The sequence below is a fragment of the Hymenobacter mellowenesis genome (assembly GCF_030581005.1).
In the GTDB taxonomy this organism is placed as follows: domain Bacteria; phylum Bacteroidota; class Bacteroidia; order Cytophagales; family Hymenobacteraceae; genus Hymenobacter; species Hymenobacter mellowenesis.
Genome location: NZ_JAUQSX010000005.1, coordinates 385,371 through 403,206, shown reverse-complemented (window position 1 = coordinate 403,206; position 17,836 = coordinate 385,371). Strand labels below are relative to the sequence as shown.

At 60.1% G+C, this 17,836-nt stretch carries 17 protein-coding genes and 1 tRNA gene; 10 read left to right on the top strand and 8 right to left on the bottom strand.

Annotation, left to right across the window (positions count from 1 at the left end; all coding sequences use genetic code 11):
* The first annotated feature begins 32 nt into the window (after positions 1-32).
* From Q5H92_RS12335 to lepB, 7 genes are all read left to right on the top strand, one after another.
* Complete coding sequence (locus Q5H92_RS12335; protein WP_305011830.1) at positions 33-416, top strand: hypothetical protein; 384 nt, start codon at positions 33-35, stop codon at positions 414-416.
* Positions 417-449: 33 nt separating this feature from the next.
* Entirely contained in the window at positions 450-719 is a 270-nt protein-coding gene (locus tag Q5H92_RS12330) for a hypothetical protein (RefSeq protein ID WP_305011829.1), read from the top strand.
* Positions 720-831: 112 nt separating this feature from the next.
* On the top strand, positions 832-1,815 hold the full coding sequence (locus Q5H92_RS12325) for a ParB/RepB/Spo0J family partition protein (protein WP_305011828.1): 984 nt from the start codon (positions 832-834) through the stop codon (positions 1,813-1,815).
* 98 nt (positions 1,816-1,913) lie between these two features.
* Positions 1,914-2,642, top strand: a complete 729-nt coding sequence (locus Q5H92_RS12320; RefSeq protein ID WP_305011827.1) for a DUF5683 domain-containing protein — start codon at positions 1,914-1,916, stop codon at positions 2,640-2,642.
* Between the two features lie 76 nt (positions 2,643-2,718).
* Positions 2,719-3,438, top strand: a complete 720-nt coding sequence (gene dapB, locus Q5H92_RS12315; protein ID WP_305011826.1) for a 4-hydroxy-tetrahydrodipicolinate reductase — start codon at positions 2,719-2,721, stop codon at positions 3,436-3,438.
* A gap of 19 nt (positions 3,439-3,457) precedes the next feature.
* Positions 3,458-3,973 carry a hypothetical protein gene (locus tag Q5H92_RS12310; RefSeq protein WP_305011825.1) on the top strand — a complete coding sequence of 172 codons (516 nt, stop codon included), beginning with the start codon at positions 3,458-3,460 and terminating at the stop codon, positions 3,971-3,973.
* Between the two features lie 32 nt (positions 3,974-4,005).
* A complete protein-coding gene (gene lepB / locus Q5H92_RS12305; protein ID WP_305011824.1) occupies positions 4,006-5,169 on the top strand; it encodes a signal peptidase I in 1,164 nt (387 codons plus the stop codon).
* A gap of 211 nt (positions 5,170-5,380) precedes the next feature.
* On the opposite strand, the gene Q5H92_RS12300 is transcribed toward lepB, so the two are convergent.
* The gene (locus Q5H92_RS12300; protein WP_305011823.1) at positions 5,381-6,043 is read right to left on the bottom strand and encodes a uracil-DNA glycosylase; all 663 of its coding nucleotides are present in this window, start codon (positions 6,041-6,043) and stop codon (positions 5,381-5,383) included.
* A 114-nt stretch (positions 6,044-6,157) separates the two neighbouring features.
* Here Q5H92_RS12300 and apaG point away from each other — a divergent pair, with 114 nt between their 5' ends.
* Positions 6,158-6,544: a Co2+/Mg2+ efflux facilitator ApaG/CorD gene (gene apaG / locus Q5H92_RS12295; RefSeq protein ID WP_196291557.1), complete on the top strand. Its 387-nt coding sequence runs from the start codon at positions 6,158-6,160 to the stop codon at positions 6,542-6,544.
* 93 nt (positions 6,545-6,637) lie between these two features.
* Complete coding sequence (locus Q5H92_RS12290) at positions 6,638-7,417, top strand: O-methyltransferase (RefSeq protein WP_369811141.1); 780 nt, start codon at positions 6,638-6,640, stop codon at positions 7,415-7,417.
* A 35-nt stretch (positions 7,418-7,452) separates the two neighbouring features.
* On the opposite strand, the gene Q5H92_RS12285 is transcribed toward Q5H92_RS12290, so the two are convergent.
* The 3 genes from Q5H92_RS12285 to Q5H92_RS12275 all read right to left on the bottom strand — a co-directional run bounded on the left by Q5H92_RS12285 (position 7,453) and on the right by Q5H92_RS12275 (position 9,620).
* Positions 7,453-7,980: an STM3941 family protein gene (locus Q5H92_RS12285; RefSeq protein ID WP_305011822.1), complete on the bottom strand. Its 528-nt coding sequence runs from the start codon at positions 7,978-7,980 to the stop codon at positions 7,453-7,455.
* A gap of 15 nt (positions 7,981-7,995) precedes the next feature.
* On the bottom strand, positions 7,996-8,856 hold the full coding sequence (kdsA, locus tag Q5H92_RS12280; protein WP_305011821.1) for a 3-deoxy-8-phosphooctulonate synthase: 861 nt from the start codon (positions 8,854-8,856) through the stop codon (positions 7,996-7,998).
* Between the two features lie 155 nt (positions 8,857-9,011).
* Entirely contained in the window at positions 9,012-9,620 is a 609-nt protein-coding gene (locus Q5H92_RS12275) for a methyltransferase domain-containing protein (protein WP_305011820.1), read from the bottom strand.
* Positions 9,621-9,746: 126 nt separating this feature from the next.
* On the opposite strand from Q5H92_RS12275, the gene Q5H92_RS12270 reads away from it, so the two are divergent.
* On the top strand, positions 9,747-10,697 hold the full coding sequence (locus Q5H92_RS12270) for a DUF8428 domain-containing protein (protein WP_305011819.1): 951 nt from the start codon (positions 9,747-9,749) through the stop codon (positions 10,695-10,697).
* A 148-nt stretch (positions 10,698-10,845) separates the two neighbouring features.
* Here Q5H92_RS12270 and Q5H92_RS12265 read toward each other — a convergent pair whose 3' ends face one another.
* The 4 genes from Q5H92_RS12265 to rpsA form a co-directional block, all read right to left on the bottom strand.
* Positions 10,846-11,199, bottom strand: coding sequence for a T9SS type A sorting domain-containing protein (locus tag Q5H92_RS12265; RefSeq protein ID WP_305011818.1), 354 nt, complete (start codon positions 11,197-11,199; stop codon positions 10,846-10,848).
* Between the two features lie 1,473 nt (positions 11,200-12,672).
* A complete protein-coding gene (gene cphA / locus Q5H92_RS12260; RefSeq protein WP_305011817.1) occupies positions 12,673-15,309 on the bottom strand; it encodes a cyanophycin synthetase in 2,637 nt (878 codons plus the stop codon).
* 163 nt (positions 15,310-15,472) lie between these two features.
* A tRNA-Cys gene (locus Q5H92_RS12255) sits at positions 15,473-15,543 on the bottom strand.
* A gap of 115 nt (positions 15,544-15,658) precedes the next feature.
* Positions 15,659-17,761, bottom strand: a complete 2,103-nt coding sequence (gene rpsA / locus Q5H92_RS12250; RefSeq protein ID WP_305011816.1) for a 30S ribosomal protein S1 — start codon at positions 17,759-17,761, stop codon at positions 15,659-15,661.
* Positions 17,762-17,836: the final 75 nt, after the last annotated feature.

Sequence of the window (17,836 nt, the reverse complement as noted above, 5' to 3'; positions counted from 1 at the left end):
CTTCCGTTTCTTAAAGCCACAGCAGCCACTGAATGGCTACTTATTCCGAACATTTGCCCCCGGACTTTCGGGTAAGCTACCGCCTCTACAGCGCCGCAGAAGGCGGGCGGAAGACGCCGCATTTCCAGCACATTCGCTGGGACTTTTCTTACGAAGACGAAAATATCGGTAAGCCGAACCAAGTCTTCATGATTTGGCCGGAGTTTATATCCTCTACGGGCGAAGTGCTGCCCGAGGGTGAGCCCATGTCCCGGCAAGGCTTAGCGGATATGTTTATTGTCAATCCAGCTTTCCGGAATTTTCATTGCCAACAAATAAAAGTTGGCGTGAAAGGCTACGTCCACGAAGGCCAGCCCATTGGCGTCTGCGAAGTCGTTGCGGTGCTGGCGCTGCACCAGAATCCAAAGGACAACTGAAGACCCATCAGCAGCCCTTTTATTATTTGCGGCATGCAAGCCTTTCTCCGCGCTTTCGACGGCCAATCGGCCCACGTCGAGCTTCTTGCCGATGCGCCGCAAGAGGCCGGCTGGCTGGAGGCGCTGGAACAAGGCTTGGTGCACAACTTCGATAGCCAGTTGCGTTCGTTGGTGAATGCGGCGCTCGCCGCCGCCGGCCATGGCGCCTATCGGATGCAGGTTTATAAGGGTCGTGGGGGCCCTCACCATGTATTTACGGTCGGGCCGGCCCCCAGGCCGTCGGATGAGCAGTGTTCATTATAAGCGCAACCGCCCGGCCGAACGTCCCGAAAACTTCCGGCTTGCCCTTCGGCCAACTATCCGTAAATTTGACGTTCGGTTGCCAACCGCCTTTTATGGGCCCGGCCGATGCACTATGCCACTAGAGAAGAACGAAGAGAAGTTGCAAGCGGCCCTGGCGGCCGCCGCCGCCGTGAAACGCAAGGGGGGCTTGGGCCGCGGCCTAAACGCCCTGATTGAGGGCAGCTACGAGAAAAAAGGCGAGCGCCCCAACTCCGGCGACCGGCTGGTGTCGCACCCCGTCAATTCGGTGGGCTTCATTTCCGTCGAGCACATCGAGGCCAACCCCTACCAGCCCCGCACCCACTTCGACCAGCAAGCCCTGCAGGAACTGGCCGACAGCATTAAAATCCAGGGCATTATCCAGCCCGTAACGCTGCGCCAGCTCGGAACCAACTCCTACCAGCTCATCAGCGGGGAGCGCCGCTTGCAGGCGTCCAAGCTGGCGGGTTTGGAGACGATTCCGGCCTACATCCGCAAGGCCGACGACCAGCAAATGCTGGAAATGGCTTTGATTGAGAACATTCAGCGCGAAAACCTGAATGCCATCGAAATTGCCCTCAGCTACCAGCGCCTGCTGAGCGAGTGCAACCTGCGCCAGGAAGAGCTGGGCGACCGGGTGGGCAAAAACCGCTCGACGGTGACCAATTACCTGCGCCTGCTCAAGCTGCCGCCCGACGTGCAGATTGGCCTGCGCGACGCCGAAATCAGCATGGGCCACGCCCGCGCCCTCATCGGCCTCGACGATGCCAAGGCCCAGGTGGAGCTGTTCCGCAAAATCGTGGCCGAGGAGCTGTCTGTGCGCCGCGTGGAGGAGTTGGTGCGCGGCGGCTTCGGCCGGAACGCGGCCCCGGCCAGCCCCAATGGCGAGGCCAACAGCGCCCCGGCGCAGCCCGCCGTGCCCGCCGCCGAGCTGCGCCGCACCGAGCGCCACCTCACCGACCGGTTTGGCTCGCGCGTGCAGGTGCGCCCCACGGCCAAAGGCAACGGCGAAATCAAAATCGCCTTCGACTCGATTGAGGATATGCAGCGCATCCTGCACATTCTGCATCCCTCGTAAGGCGCGGCCGAATCAGAACGGTCACGCGCTGCGGGGCTCCACGGCGGCCCACTTTGCAACACGCTAAAAATCCGCCTTTTTCCGTTAGCGGGTTTCCTATGAACAAATCGTATTCCTTTATCGCGGCGGTGCTGCTGGGCCTGGGTTTGCTGCTGGCCGGGCCGGTGGGTCGGGCACAGGTGTTTTCGCCCAGCACCACGCCCGTCGACCCCGCCAAAATTCTGGCCGACACCACCGAGCGCCGCGAAGTGGTGGTGACGCCCGCCGCCAAGCGCCAGAAAGCCGCCACCGACTCGGCCAAGCGCACCGAACACATGTTCCGGGCCTTTGGCTACAAGGGCATCCGCCTCACGCGACCGGGCAAGGCGGCGCTGCTGGCAGCCATTTTGCCCGGCGCGGGCCAGATTTACAACCGCCGCTACTGGAAGCTGCCGCTCGTGTACGGGGCGCTGGGCGGCGTGGTCGGGGCCGAGGTTTTCTACCAGATGCGCTTCAACGAGTTTGTTAAGGCCTATAAGCTTGTTACCGAAAACCCCAAATTGCTGCGCACCGATGCGCTGGGCCCGCAGGCCCGGCTCTACAACACGGCCGAGGGCATCAAAAGTGGCGTCGTTTTCTACCGCGGCAACCGCGACCTGTTCTACCTCTACTGCGGCCTCGCCTACGGCCTGCAGGTGGTGGACGCGCTGGTGGATGCCCACTTACGGGACTTCGACGTGAGCGACGACCTCAGCCTGCACTGGGAGCCGGCCCTGCTGCCGGTACCCGGCCAGGCGCTGGGGCTGCCCACGGCCCCGGGCCTGTCTTTCGCATTGCGGGTGAAATAGTTTTTTAGTTGTCAGTTGTTAGTCCGAACTGCCGGTTGAATAACCTGACAACTAACAACAAGCAACGGACAACTACATGAAAATTCTCCTCATCGGCTACGGCAAAATGGGCCAGACCATTGGCGCCCTGGCCGCCCAGCGCGGCCACGAAATTGCCGGCATTGTGGACCTGCACGCCAGCCCGGCCACCATTGCCGACTTTACCCCCGCCACCGTCGATGTGGCCATCGAGTTCACGCACCCCGATTCGGCCTTTGGCAACGTGGCGGCTTGCCTGCGCCAAGGCCTGCCGGTAGTGTGCGGCTCCACGGGCTGGCTGCACCATTTTGAGGAAGCCACGGCTTTGACGAAAGAGCTGGGTGGCAGCCTGTTCTACGCATCTAACTACAGCGTGGGCGTGAACCTGTTTTTCCACTTCAACGAGTACATCGCGGCCAAAATGAACCAGTTCGGCGGCTACGACGTGGCCGTGCGCGAAATTCATCACACCCAGAAAATCGACCAGCCCAGCGGCACGGCCCTCACCACGGCCGAATGCATTATGCGGCACTTCCCCGCCAAAGCCACCTGGCGCAACGCCCCGGCCGAGTCACCGGCCGAGCTGGCCATCATCAGTGAGCGCACCGGCGACGCGGTGGGCACGCACATTGTCACCTACACCTCCGATGTGGACACGCTGGAGCTCACGCACGCGGCCCACAGCCGCGAGGGCTTCGCGCTGGGCGCGTTGCTGGCGGCCGAGTGGCTGCCCGGCCGCGCGGGCGTGTTTGGCATGAAAGAGCTGCTGGGGTTGTAGAAGCGGCCGGGTGGATAGCGTGAAACTCGCGTTGGGCGCCTTGTTGGCCGCAATTTTACTCTCCGTGGGCGGCTTCAGCCTCTGGCTTTCCCATCAGGCACTGCATGAGCAGCGCCTGGTAGCCGGCACGGTGCTGTCGCTGACCAGAAACCAGGCAAGAAGCCGCGGAAACACGGTGCACTATGAGCTGGAAATCAGGCTTCAGAATCAGCCTTTCGTTTTTCTTATTCCGGTACGCTACGAGCCCGCTATTCCCGACGTTGTGAAATACGTGCAGCCCGGCGATTCCATCACGGCTTTCTACAGCCCGCGCGGGCTACCGAGCAGCCGAAGCTCGATTGACCTGATTCATTTGGAGGCGCACGGGCGGGTGCTGTTAGATTTTCACGAAGTGCAAGCCGCGAGCCGCCGCACGGCCGTTATTTGCATGACGGGAGCGGGCGTCAACATTCTTTTTCTCTTGCTGGCTTCTCGCAGGTCACAATTGAAGCGGTGGTGGCGCCGGACTCGCAACTCCCGCCGTTTCTTTGCCTGATTTTAAATTGCCAAGCCCAAGCTTGCTTCTCCATGTCTTTGCTCAAAACCGACCCCACCGCTCCCCCCAAGCCGCCCAAAACCAAAACCCGCGAGTGGGCCGATTCGCTGATTTTTGCCATTGTGGCGGCCACGCTCATCCGTTGGGCCACGTTTGAGGCCTACACCATTCCCTCGCCCAGCATGGAAAATTCCCTGCTGGTGGGCGACTACCTGTTTGTGAGCAAGCTGCACTACGGCCCCATCACGCCCCAAACGCCGTTGCAGGTGCCCCTCACGCACCAAACCATCTGGGGCACGGGCCTGCAGAGCTACTCCGAGCTGATTCAGCTGCCCACCTACCGCCTGCCGGGCTTCTCCGAAATCAAGCGCAACGATGTGGTGGTGTTCCATGTGCCCCACGAAACGCAGTACCCGGCCGATTTGCGCACCAACTACATCAAGCGCTGCGTGGCCGTGGCCGGCGACACCCTGGAAATCCGCAACGGCCAGGTGTTCCTCAACGGCAAGCCCGGCGAGAACGCGCCCGGCCTGCAAACCGACTACCTGCTGCAGATTGACAACCCCAACGACGAGGTGACGGCCGCCCTGCGCGCCCAGGGCGTGGTGGACTACACCATGCCCGGCGGCATGCCGCAGGCGGCGGGCAGCGGCGACAAGCCCGGCTCGTTCATCTACAAAATCAGCTGCACCCAGGCCACGGCCGACTATTTCCGCAAGCAACCCTACGTGTCGGCCCTGGAGGTGTACCGCACCCCCGTGCCGCCGCTGTTCCCCGACAAGGCCGATTTTACCAATTCCGACGCCACCAGCATCGTTTCCCGCAAGTGGACCCTCGACAGCTACGGCCCGTTGCCCATTCCGAAAAAAGGCCAGACCATCACGCTCAGCCCCGCCAATGCGGCCATCTACTTCAAAATAATTGCCCGCTACGAGCACAACGATAACGTGACCTGGAACAACAAGGACGGCATGATTTACCAGGGCGGCAAGCAGCTGACCAGCTACAAAATCAAGCAGAACTACTACATGATGATGGGCGACAACCGCCACAACTCCGAGGATTCGCGTTTCTGGGGCTTCGTGCCCGAAGACCATGTGGTGGGCAAAGCCGTCCTCATCTGGCTCTCGGTAGACCCCAACGCCGACTTCTGGCACAAAATCCGCTGGAGCCGCCTGTTTAATATCATCCATTAAAAAGCCCGTCGGCCCGCGCCACCTGTCCTTGCAAGGCGCAGCCGAAGCAATCCGTTCTGTCAAACCCAAGCACGTTCTTTTATCAGAAAGCCCCGGCACTGCGCAGTGCCGGGGCTTTTCACTTTATTGAGCATTGTCACATCATTGGGCTAGTCGCTGAGAACAGGACGGACTACCGCGCTTCACTCGCAATGACAGGTGACACCAAACCCTACCACTGAATCGGTTCCAGCCCCTTGCTTTTCAGCCAGGAATTGGCTTTGCTAAACGGCTTACTGCCGAAAAATCCTTTGTCGGCCGCGTAGGGCGAAGGGTGCACCGATTTCAACACCAGGTGCTTTCGCTCGTCAATCAGCTCCGATTTTTTGCCCGCGTAGGCCCCCCAGAGGATGAACACCACGTGCTCCTTTTCCTCCGAAACCTTGCGGATGACGGCGTCGGTGAATTCTTCCCAGCCTTTTTTCTGGTGCGAGGCCGGTTCGGCGGCGCGCACGGTGAGGGTGGCGTTGAGGAGCAGCACGCCCTGTTGGGCCCAGCGGTCGAGGTTGCCGTTGGGGGCGGGCAGCGTGCCGGGAATGTCGGTTTGCAGCTCCTTGAAAATATTCTGGAGCGAGGGCGGCGTGCGCTGCCCGTCCTGCACCGAGAACGAGAGGCCGTGCGCCTGGTTTTTGCCGTGGTAGGGGTCTTGGCCCAAGATGACGACCTTGACGTTGTCGAACGGCGTGGCGTCGAAGGCATGGAATATCTGCGAGCCGGCCGGGTACACCGTGGCCGTGGCGTACTCCCCTTTCACAAAGGCGATTAGGCGCTGAAAATAGGGCTTTTCGAACTCATTGGCCAGCACCGGCCGCCAGCTTTCGGCTATCTTTACCATTGAAATTGGGAAGAAAAATAAACGGGTAGTTGCGGCGTTGAAAGGCCGCTTTTGCGTAAAACCAATTTTGGCGGGCGGCTGTTACGCCCGCAGCCCCTCTTAGTTCCGACACCTATGCCCACCACCACTACGCAAGGCGTCACCGTTTCGGTTACGACCAATTACTTGCCCGACTACTCCAGCCCCGGCCAGGAGCATTTCGTGTTTGCCTACAAGATTGAGATTCGCAACAACAGCGAGTTCACCGTGAAGCTGTTGCGCCGCCACTGGCACATTCACGACGCCAACGGCGTGGTGCGCGAAGTGGAGGGCGAGGGCGTGGTGGGCCGCCAGCCGGTGCTGGAGCCCGGCGAGGCGCACCAATACGTGAGCGGCTGCAACCTGAAATCGGGCGTGGGCAAGATGCGCGGCACCTACCTCATGGAGCGGCTGGCCAACGGCCAGGAATTTACGGTTGAGATTCCCGAGTTCACCCTCATGGTGCCGTACCGGCTGAACTAGCGTTTAGTTGTCAGTTGCTCGTTGTCGGTTGTTAGTTTGTAGCGTGGTTGTCGTGTTTGCCTGACAACGGACAACTAACAACCGACACCTATTTTGTTTCAACTCCTCGCTTACCTCCGCTTCTGGCTTCGCTCGGGCAATGCCCACGGGCTGCATTCGCCGTTTGTGTTCGGCCTCTACACCTCGGTGGTGCGCCACACGGGCCTTTATAAGGCCTACGCGGCCGTAGAGGCGCGGCGGCAACAGTTGCTCAGCAGCCCGGGCAGCATCAGCGTCACCGATTTTGGGGCGGGCTCGCACACCGGCGCGGGCCGTCAGCGCCGCGTGACCGACATTGCCCGCACGGCGGCCAAACCGCCGCATCTGGCGCAGCTGCTGTTTCGGCTGGCCAACTACTTCCGGCCGGCCACTATTCTGGAGCTAGGCACCTCGCTGGGCCTCACCACCGCCTACCTGGCCTCGGCCGATTCCCGGAGTCGCGTCGTCACCTTCGAGGGCTGCCCAAACGTGGCCGGCGTGGCCCGCGAAACCTTCGCGGCGCTGCAGCTGCGCAATATTGATATCATCGAGGGCAACATCGACCACACCCTGGCCCCGGCTCTGGCGGCCCTCCCCGCTCCCATCGATTTCGCCTTTTTCGACGGCAACCACCGCTACGAGCCCACCTTGCGCTACTTCGAGCAGTGCCTGGCCCACCGTGCCGACCATTCGGTGTTCGTCTTCGACGACATCCACTGGTCCGAAGACATGGAGCGCGCCTGGGAAACCATCAAAGCCCACCCCGAGGTGACGCTGACGGTGGATTTGTTCTACATCGGGCTGGTCTTCTTCCGAAAAAACCAGCCCAAGCAGCACTTCTACCTGCGCACCTGATTGATGGTAGCCTGGACTCTGCGAGTCCGGGCATGCTAGAGGTTGGCAATGGCTTTCCTGACCAACTCGTCGCGCTCGGGCGGCGCGGCCCCGCACATGGCCAGAATAAATTCCGCAAATCGGAAGGCGTCGATGCTGACGAAGCCCAGGGAAATGTTCAGCTCCTGAAAGCCCATTCCCTTATTTAAACTGGCCATGCCTTGCTTGAACTTGCCTTTGCGCCGCGAGGGCTCGAATGCTTCGTCCACCACTAGGCAGATGAAGGTTTGCTTATTTACCTCGGCCAGGTACACGTCCTGAATAATTTCCCAGTTGATGAATTCGTGGTGCATCATCCGGTCGAACACGCCAACGTCGTTGACAATTATTTGCGGCCGACGGTCGAGCAGCTGAAAGAGACTGACAAGTAACCCCAGCCCGAAAAAGACTATGCTCATCCAGGCCACGCCCTGCGGCGCATCGGGCCGGCTCAGCATCAGGCAGCCAATGGCCACGAAGGCTGCGCAGCCTACCAGCAGCTTCAGCGCTTTCCAGGGGGACTTATATAGCCGAAACTCCTGCATTCCGGTTTCTCAGCGTTAGGCGTTTAACCCTTGCGTATCGATGCCGGGCATGGGCCGGAGGGCGTCGCGCACCCGCGTGAGCTTCACCAGTAGCGCCTCCAGCTGGTCGAGCGGCAGCATGTTGGCGCCGTCGGAGAGGGCGGTGGCGGGCGTGGGATGGGTTTCGATAAACAGGCCGTCGGCGCCCACGGCGATGGCGGCTTTGGCAATGGTTTCGATGAGGGCGGGCTGGCCGCCGGTCACGCCGCTGCTCTGGTTGGGGCGCTGCAGCGAGTGCGTCACGTCCATCACCACGGGCACCTCGAACTCGCGCATGGCGGGCAGGTTACGGAAGTCGACCACCAAATCGGAGTAGCCGAAGGAGTTGCCGCGCTCGGTGAGGATGACGTGCGGATTGCCGGATTGCCGGATTTTATCCACCGCCCATTTCATGGCCTCACCGCTCAGGAACTGGCCTTTTTTCACGTTTACGACCTTGCCGGTTTGAGCGGCGGCAATGAGCAAATCGGTTTGTCGGCACAGGAAAGCCGGGATTTGCAGCACGTCGACGTACTCGGCCGCCAAGGCCGCCTCGCTCGATTCGTGGATGTCCGTCACGGTGGGCACGCCAATTTCGCGCCCCACTTTTTGCAGAATGCGCAGCGCCGTTTCATCGCCAATGCCGGTGAAGGAATCGAGGCGCGAGCGGTTGGCTTTGCGGTACGAACCCTTGAAGATGTAGGGAATTTGTAGCTTGTCGGTCATGCGCTTGATGCGCTCGGCGATGCGCAGGGCCATGTCCTCGCCTTCGATGACGCAGGGCCCGGCCATGAGGAAAAACTGGCCGGAATTGGTGTGGCGGAAGTGCGGAAGCGTGTTGGCGAGGGCCTGGAGCATGAGATGAGTAGTGAGTAGTGAGTCGTGAGTCGTGAGTCGTGGAAAGAACGTCATGCTGAGCGCAGCCGAAGCATCTCTACCGCGCAACGCAATTTATTTACTTACACGGTAGAGATGCTTCGGCTACGCTCAGCATGACGTTCTGAATTGTTCGGTTATTTCCGTTTCAAACAAATAAACAGCTCCCGCCCCTGCCGGGGCCGGAGCGAATTGGTCGCCGTTTCGAAATGCCGGAACTCGAAATACGGCTCAAAGTAGGCGCGATATTCCTCCCGGCTGCCGCCAAAAGGCGGCTCCTGCACCGGTCCGAAATCGGTATCGAAGAGCAGACCCATGAGCGTGCCGCCGGGCCGCAGTAGGTGGGCGCACTGCCGGGCGTAGGCGGGCCGCAGGGCGGGATTGAGGGCGCAGAAGAACGTTTGCTCCACCATTAAATCGTAGGCCGGCTCGTTGGGCAGGGCGAAGAAATCGGCCAACAGCAGGTGTTCGGCCGGAAAATCAGGCACGCGTTGGGCCAGCGCGGCCAGGGCTTCGGGGGCAATATCGGCCACGAAAACGTGTTGGAACCCACGCTGGTGCAGGTACTCGGCCTCGTAGGCGCGGCCGGCGCCGGGAATGAGGATGCGCGGCTGCGCGGCCACGTCGAGCTGGTCGAAATACGCCCGTAGCGGCGGGGTGATGGCGTGGGCGTCCCAGCCGTCGCGCCCGGCGGCGTAACGACCTTGCCAATAGGCAGCGTCGAAGTCTGGAAAAACCGTTTCCATGCCGTTGAAGTATAGTAGAAACTTGCCAGGGCCCGGAAGTCCCCTATTTTTACGGCGAAGGTACGCGCCGCACTGCGGCAGGCCTCCTCGCTTTACGTTTGCTTTTCTCGCTTAACCAATTCCCGCATGGACCCTAACGAAACGCCCGAACCCCGCTCCAATAATAGCCGCGTCCTGCTCTGGGTAGCCCTCGTGCTGGTGCTGCTCGGCATCAACGGCGTCCTGTTCTACCTCAACCAGCAGAAGGGCCAGCAAAACGAAGTGCTAACCACCGAAGTCAAAGCCAAAGACAGCAAGCTGCAGGAGCAAATAAAGCAATACGAAGCCCTGAAGGCCGATTTTGAGCGTCAAAGCCAGGAGCTGCAAGCCCTGGGCCTGAGCAACGACTCGCTCACGGCCAAAATCGCCGCCGTGAATGCCGACCTGCTGAAGCTGCGCTCCTTCAAGGCTGGCAGCTTCTCCATTGCCCAGCAAAACCTGTTCAAGCAGCGCGCCCAGAACCTGGAAGGCCAGCTGCGGAAGAAGGACGACGACATTGCCCAACTGAAGAAGGACAACGAAACGCTCTACACCGAAACCACCACCCTCAAGGAGAAACAAAACAAGCTGGCCGACACCATCAGCACCGTAGTGCGCAGCAATAAGGAGCTGACCGAGAAGGTGGGCATTGCCTCACGCCTGCAAGCCGATAACATCAAAGTGGCCATCATCACCTCCAAGAACAAGGAGAAAGAGGACGACAAAGAGGAGTTCAAAGCCAAGCGCGTGGAGAAGGTGAAAGTGACCTTCAACCTGGCCCGCAACGACGTGTCGCCCAAGGAAACCAAGGCCATCTACATGCGCATTCTGGAGCCCGACGGCGCCGCGCTATACAACCTGAGCACGGGAGGAGGCACCTTCACCGTCGACGGCCAGGAGGCCTTCTACACCCAGAAGCAGGACGTGGTGTTCGACAACTCCAAGCAAAAGCTCGAATTCATCTACGCCAAGGGCGCCGAATATAAAAAAGGACTCCACACCGTGGAGCTGTATGAAAGCGGCCAGCTGATGGGCAAAACCACCTTCACGCTGAAGTAGGTCTGAACCGCAGATTATCGCAGATTTAACGGATAAGAACGGATTCGACTGGTTCCTGACGTTTGTAATCGGACTATTCAGGCAGCCTCAATCAAAAAGCCGCTTCAGTTGCTGAAGCGGCTTTTTTGTGCCGTGTGGTTCCCGTCCCTTACTCTACCGCCAGGCGCTGGGCCGGGCCGGCACCACGCAGCAGGTAGAGGCCGGCGGGCAGGCCGCGCAGGTCAAGCGCGGTTTCGGGGCCGGCCGGGGCGAGGTAGCGGCGCACGGGGCGGCCTAGCGCATCGGTGAGGGTGAGGGGCGCGGGCGCGGTGCCGGCGGGCAGGCGCAGGGTGGCCGCGTGGTGGGCGGGGTTGGGGAAAAGCTGGGCCGGTTCGCGGGGAATGGCGGCCGTGGTGGCCGTCAAGGTGGGGTCGGTGAGGGAGGCGAGGAAGCCGAGGGATGAGCTGGTATTCGAGATATTGGAGAGGGTGATGGGGCCAAAGTCGGCGGTGGGATAACCCAAGCTACCTGCTACATATAGATTCGTTCCACTCACAGCCAGTGCGGTACCCACATCGTAACCCGTACCACCCGCCCGTTGTGCCCAATCAAAGCTGCTAGTAATGCCAGCATCGGTAAGCTTGGCTACAAATATGTCATCATAGCCCGCATTCATTAGGTTAGTAAGGCCAATGTTTGCCGAAGAAATCCGAAAAGCGCCCGCTATATATATACTATTACCTCTCACAACTAAAGCGTTAGCTCCGTCAGGACCCACGCCGCCAGCTCCTTGCGCCCACATGAAGCTCCCTACATTACCAACATCTGTAAGTTTGGCTACGAATATGTCAGAGTTTCCAGCGCTTGTCAGCATGATATTCCCGAAGTTGGCTGTGTTTTGGTCAAAACTTCCAGCCAAGTATATATCGGTACCGTTCACGGCTAACGCGTTGGCAAAGTCATAACCGGTACCTCCGGCACGCTGTGCCCACACGAAGTTTCCCGTGCTGCCGCCATCGATGAGCTTGGCAACAAATACATCATGAGAATTTATACTTGCGCCTGCATTCGTTAAGGTGGTAGAGCCAAATGCTGCTGTGGCACCTCTAAAAAAACCTGCTACGTATACGTTTGAGCCACGCACTGCCACGGCTGTTGCTTGGTCTTCGTCTGTTCCTCCGGCCCGTTGTGCCCACGCAAAGCTGCCTGTCGGTCCATTATCGACAAGTTTAGCCACGAACATATCGAAAGTGGTTCTATTGGCGTTAGTTAAGGTGGTAGAGCCAAATCCTACTTGAGAGCTTCTAAAAGAACCCGCCACGTATATGTTCGTACCGCTCACAGCTAATGCGCTAGCCTGTTCGTAATCAGGACCGCCAGCCTGTTGCGCCCATACGAAGCTGCCCGTATCGGCTAACTTAGTTACGAAAATGTCTAAAGTACGTGCATTAGCGCCCGCGTTGGTCAGGGTAACGGAGCCAAAGCTCGACGTGGGGCCATCGAAGCTGCCAGATAAGTAGACACTCGTACCGCTCACCGACAGCATGCCAGGATAATCGTTGCCTATCCCTCCGGCTTGTTGAACCCACACAAATTGGTTAGTAGTCGGGCTGAATTTGGCCACAAAAACATCCCGATTTCCGAGACTAACCAGCATAGTGCCGCCAAGCGTTACGGTATTAGTGAAGGAGCCCGCTATGTACACATTCCCCACTGCATCCGTCGCTGAAGCCGACACTATCGAATAATTGGTTCCGGCCGTCGCCGTAGCCACCCCTACCGCCCGCGTCGACTGCCACGCCGGTGCCTGACCCGCCGCCGGGAACCGCAGAGCCAACAGAAACAAAGCCACCAGAGTGCGAACCAGCGCGGCGGGAGGTAGAGAGGAAAAGTTAACCATAAAGGAAAGGAAATGGAGGTTTCAGACAGGACGCAATATACAAAGAGGGAGCCGGACGAATCCTGCTCCCTCTTTCGACTTGATTAACAGCGGCCTCTAGCTCTCCGCACTCGTCTTCTCGAACTCGTCTAGCTTGGCCAGGGTGGCGCTGATGTTCTCGGTGAAGATGACGCCGACGCCGCCCTGCGGCGTGTGTTGCAGCAGGTGGTCGATGGCATCGGGCTCGTTTTCGATGTAGGTGATTTTCAAATCCGGCTTGTCGAGGCGCAGGCCGCGCTCCATGATGTCGCGCAGGAACTCGGCCGACTTGCCGCGCAGGTCCCGGTCCTGGCGCAGAATCACCTCGTCGAAGATGCGACCGGCGATGCGGGCGAAGCCCAGCGTGTCCTCGTCGCGCCGGTCGCCCAGGCCCGACACGATGCCGATTTTGTGGGTGGCCGGCGTGGCCTCCATGAACTCGGCGAACTTGGTAATGCCGGCCGTGTTGTGGGCATAGTCCACTACGACTTCAAAGTCCGGGAATTTATAGATGTTCATCCGGCCCGGTGTTTTGGTGGCCGAGGGGATGAACGTGCGCAGCGCCGTCTTGATTTCATCTTTATCGAACCCCGCCAGGTAGCCGGCCAGCGCGGCGGCCAGGCTGTTCTCAATGTTGAAGCCCGCGCGCCCGCCCAGCGTGACGGGAAACTCCGCGGCCCGGTCGATGCGCAGCTTGTAGCTGTTGCGGTAAATGGTGACGTAGCCTTCCTCGTACACAGCCGCCACGCCGCCGGCCTCCACGTGTTCCTGAATGCGCGGGTTGTCGTCGCGCATGCTGAACAGGGCCACGCGGCAGTCCACGGTGCGGGCCATGGCGTACACCAGGTCATCGTCGGCGTTGAGCACGGCCCAGCCGTTTTTGCGCACCGTGCGGGGCAGCACGCCCTTCACGGCCGCCATTTCCTCCACCGTGTAGATGTCGCGCAAGCCCAGGTGGTCGGCCGCCACGTTGGTCACCACCGCAATGTCGCAGGTATGAAAGCCCAGGCCCGAGCGCAGCATGCCGCCGCGCGCGGTTTCGAGCACGGCGTAGTTCACGGTGGGGTCTTTCAGCACAAACTCGGCGCTTTGGCCGCCGGTGCAGTCGCCCTTCTGCAGCTGCACGCCCTGAATGTAGATGCCGTCGGTGGTCGTGAAGCCCACCTTGTAGCCCTTGCTGGCCACCATGTGCGCAATCAGGCGCGTGGTGGTTGTCTTGCCGTTGGTGCCCGTGATGGCGATAATCGGAATGCGGGCCGTGCTGCCGGGCGGAAACAGCATGTCCACCACCGGGGCGGCCACGTTGCGGGGCAGCCCTTCGGCCGGCGCAATGTGCATGCGGAAGCCCGGCGCGGCGTTCACCTCAATCACGGCGCCGCGGCTTTCGTTGAGCGGCACGGCAATATCGGTGGCCATCAAATCGATGCCGCAGATGTCGAGCCCCACGATACCGGCCACACGCTCGGCCAGCAGCACATTGTAAGGGTGCATGTTGTCGGTCACGTCGGTGGCGGTGCCGCCGGTGCTGATGTTGGCCGTGCTCTTGAGGTACAGCGTTTCATCGGCCGGCAGCACCGATTCCAGCGTCAGGCCCTTGCCTTCCAGAATGTCGAGCGTGTGCTTGTCGGCCTTGATGCTCGTGAGCACCTTCTCATGGCCCACGCCGCGGCGCGGGTCCTCGTTCACCTTGTCGATGAGCTGCTGAATGGTGCTGCTGCCGTCGCCGGTCACGGCGGCGGGCGTGCGCTTGGCCGCTGCAATCAGCTTGCCGTTCACCACCAGCAGGCGGAAGTCGAAGCCCTCCACAAACTGCTCCACAATCACGGCGCGCGAGTATTCCTGCGCGGCCTTGAGGCCCGCCACGGCATCGTCCCAGTTCATGATGCGGATGGTGGCACCCTTGCCGTGGTTGCCGTCGAGCGGCTTGGTCACGATGGGAAAGCCCAGCTCGTCGATGGCGTCGCGCAGCCCGTTTTCCGAATACACCGTAGTGCCGCGCGGCACGGGTACGCCCGCGTCGTTGAGCATGGCCTTGGTGCGGTTCTTATTGCCGGCCACTTCCACACCGGCGTGCGAGGTGAAGCTGGTGGTAGTGGCCCAGATGCGCTTCTGGTTCACCCCATAGCCCAGCTGAATGATGCTGCTGTTCTTGAGCTGGATATACGGAATATTGCGCGAGGCCGCCTCTGCCACAATGCTATAGGTACTGGGCCCGATGAACTCATCTTCCCGGATTTCGTGCAGCTCATCGATGATGGGCTTCAGGTCCACCGGTTGCTGCCGGCACAGGGCTTCCACGATTTCCACGGCGTACTCCACGGCGCGGCGGCCGGCCCGCTCCTCTTGGTAGGCAAACACTACGTACTCCACCCCTTCCTCGCGGGCCGGGTAGCTCTTGCCCCAATACACGGGCATGCCCGCTAGGCGCTGCAATTCCAGCGCCACGTGCTGAATAACGTGGCCCAGCGGCTCGCCGTCGTTGAGTTGGTCCTCGTTCAGCGGCGCGTGCTTGGGCGACTGCCGGCCGCTGATGCCGCCCGGCTGCGGCTGCCCAATCTTGGGAAACAGCGCCATGAACTGCGCCGGAAAGTCCGGAATGCCGTTGGACCAGGTGCCCGCAAATTCCTCCAGGTCCACTTTCGAGACAATGAGCTTGGTGTGTTTCACGGACCAGTAGCTGGGCCCGCGCATGGTGCGGATGTCAATTATCTTCATAAACCGTGAAAAAAGGCGCTTAGCAAGCAAGTACGGCATTTCCGGCCAATGCAGCCGAATTGTTTCGAGAATAAAGCGCTAAAACCGTTACCGGCTTTGGGGCACAAAAAAGCCCCGACTGTAACATAACAGTCGGGGCTCTCAGCAACAAGCAATTAAGAAGAGGTGACGAGCGGATTCGAACCGCTGTAGGAGGTTTTGCAGACCTCTACCTAGCCACTCGGTCACGTCACCGTTGTGGTCTTTTGGGAGCGCAAAGGTAGGCAGGCAGTTTGGCGTAGGCAAGGTTTCGGCACAAAAAAGCCCCGGCGCAAACGCCGGGGCTCCTTTCTGCAACTAAGATAAGCGGTTAGGCTTTGGCTTCGTCGTCTTTTTTGTCGGCATCGTCGCCGGCCACCAGGCCTTTGGCTTTGTCAACGAGGTCGCCGGCTACTTCCGAAGCTTTGTGGAAAGCGTCCGAGTTCGTCACGGCGTCTACAGCGTCCGAAGCAGCGTGCTTCACGGTGTCGATGGCACCGCTGATGCTGGCCAAGATACCGCCTTCGGCCGGAGCCTCAGCAGCGGGAGCTTCTTCAGCTTTCGGAGCGGCTTCGGCCTTGGGAGCCTTGGCAGCGGCGGCGAGTTTCTGCTCGCCAGCCTTGCGCTCATTGCCCATCATCTGGTCGCGCAGAGCGCTCAGCGCGTCGAGGTCGCCGAGGGTCGACTTCTCGTCGTTCTTCTTCAGGTCGCTGATTTTGCCTTCACCCTGGGTGTCGCCAGCCTTGGTGTTGGTTTTCTTCTTGAACTTGGCGTTGCGGCTGTCGTCCTCAGCGGCGGCTTCCTTGTTGAACACAGCCGTGTGCGAGAGCACAATGCGGCGGTCGTCCTTCGAGAACTCCGTTACGCGGAAGTCGAGCGACTCACCGTTCTCGGCGGTCGTGCCGTCCTCTTTCACCAGCGATTTGGGGTAAGCGAAGCCCTCGATGCCGTAAGGCAATTCGAGTACCGCGCCACGCTCCGACTTCTCGGTGATGGTTGCCTTATGTACCGAGCCGGGGGTGAACACCGTCTGGAAGGTATCCCAGGGGTTTTCTTCCAGCTGCTTGTGGCCCAGGGCCAGGCGACGGGCGCCGAGGTCCAGTTCCAGCACTACTACGTCGAGCTTATCGCCCACCTTCACCATTTCGGAGGGGTGTTTGATTTTCTTGGTCCAGCTCAGGTCCGACACGTGCACGAGGCCGTCCACACCCTCTTCCAGTTCTACGAACAGGCCGAAGTTGGTCAGGTTACGCACGGTGCCGCTGTGCTTGGTGCCCACGGCGTAGGTCGAGGCGAAGTCGCCACGGGTCCACGGGTCTTCGGTCAATTGCTTGATGCCGAGGCTCATCTTGCGGTCTTCGCGGTCGAGCGTCAGAATCTGCGCTTCTACCGTGTCGCCCTGCTTGATGAAGTCCTGCGGGTTGCGCAGGTGCTGGCTCCAGCTCATTTCCGACACGTGGATGAGGCCTTCCACACCGGGTACCACTTCCATGAACGCGCCGTAGTCGGCCACGTTCACGATGCGGCCCGATACTTTGGAGCCCGGCTGCAGGTCGGCCGGCAGCGAATCCCACGGGTGGGGAGTCAGCTGCTTCAAGCCCAGCGAAATACGCTTCTTGGCTTCGTCGAAGTCCAATACCACGATGTTCAGCTTCTGGTCCAGAGTCAGCACTTCGCTCGGGTGAGCGATGCGGCCCCACGAGATGTCCGTGATGTGCAACAGACCGTCGACACCGCCGAGGTCGATGAACACGCCGAAGTTGGTCATGTTCTTGATGTTGCCTTCCAGAATCTGACCTTTCTCCAGGTTGTTCAGGATGGCCTCACGCTGCTTCTCGAGGTCTTTCTCGATGAGTACTTTGTGCGAAACCACCACGTTGTCGAAAGCGGAGTTGATTTTCACCACTTTCACTTCCATACGACGGCCAACATAAATGTCGAAGTCGCGGATGGGCTTCACGTCGATTTGCGAGCCGGGCAGGAAGGCTTCCACGCCGTCGAGCTCCATGATGAGGCCGCCTTTGGTACGACGCTTCACTACACCTTCGAGGATGGTATCCAGCTCGAGGGCATCGTAAATAGCCTTCCAGGCCTGCTTGATTTTGGCTTTCTTGCGGCTCAGGATGAGCTGGCCGTTGATGTCTTCCTGGTCTTCGATGAACACCTCCACCTCGTCACCAATTTTCAGGTCGGGCAGGTCGCGGAATTCGGTGATGGACACCAGACCATCGGATTTGAAGCCGATGTTCAGGATTACGTCGCGGTCGGTGATGCCTACCACGGTGCCTTTCACCACTTCTTCTTCCTGTACGGTCGTCAGGGTGTCGCCGTACATTTTCTCCATCTCAGCGCGCTGGTCCGAAGAATAGTTGCCGCCGAAGCCGGTCGCTCCAACGTTGTCCCAATCAAAATCGTCAACTAATTCAGTTGCCATACTTGTATCGCGGGCTTCTGTGTAAAAGCGCAGCGGCCGAAGCCCGGGCTGCTACGCCGTTGCTTTTGAACCTCT